The following is a 432-nucleotide window of genomic DNA, read 5'->3' on the forward strand; positions in this document are numbered from 1 at the left end:
ATCAAGCCCAATACTCGAAAGAACTTTATTTGGTGAACCATGATTTAAATATTCATCAGGAAATTTCAATGTGCGAACCTTTAAACCGTGCTCTAATAGCCCCTCTTGTGCCAAAAACTGCAGTACATGCGCCCCAAATCCACCCATTGCTCCTTCTTCAATTGTGACTAATACTTCGTGCTCACGTGCTAAACGACGTATTAAATCTTTATCCAAAGGCTTTGCAAAGCGTGCATCTGCAACAGTTGTTGATAACCCCTCTGCTGCTAACTCATTAGCTGCTATTAACACTTCAGATAACCGTGTTCCAAAACAAATCAAAGCTATTTTGCTGCCTTCACATAAAATTCGCCCTTTACCAATCTCCAGAACCTCACCACGTTGTGGTAAATCTATACCACTACTTTCACCACGTGGATAACGAAAAGAAAT

The 432-nt window shown here is 40.5% G+C and carries 1 protein-coding gene; it reads right to left on the bottom strand.

What is annotated here, in order from left to right:
* On the bottom strand, positions 1 to 432 hold a 432-nt coding region (locus J7R10_RS08865), incomplete at both ends, for a transketolase C-terminal domain-containing protein (RefSeq protein WP_281432518.1).

It is taken from the genome of Bartonella vinsonii subsp. berkhoffii ATCC 51672 (assembly GCF_902825225.1).
GTDB lineage: Bacteria > Pseudomonadota > Alphaproteobacteria > Rhizobiales > Rhizobiaceae > Bartonella > Bartonella berkhoffii.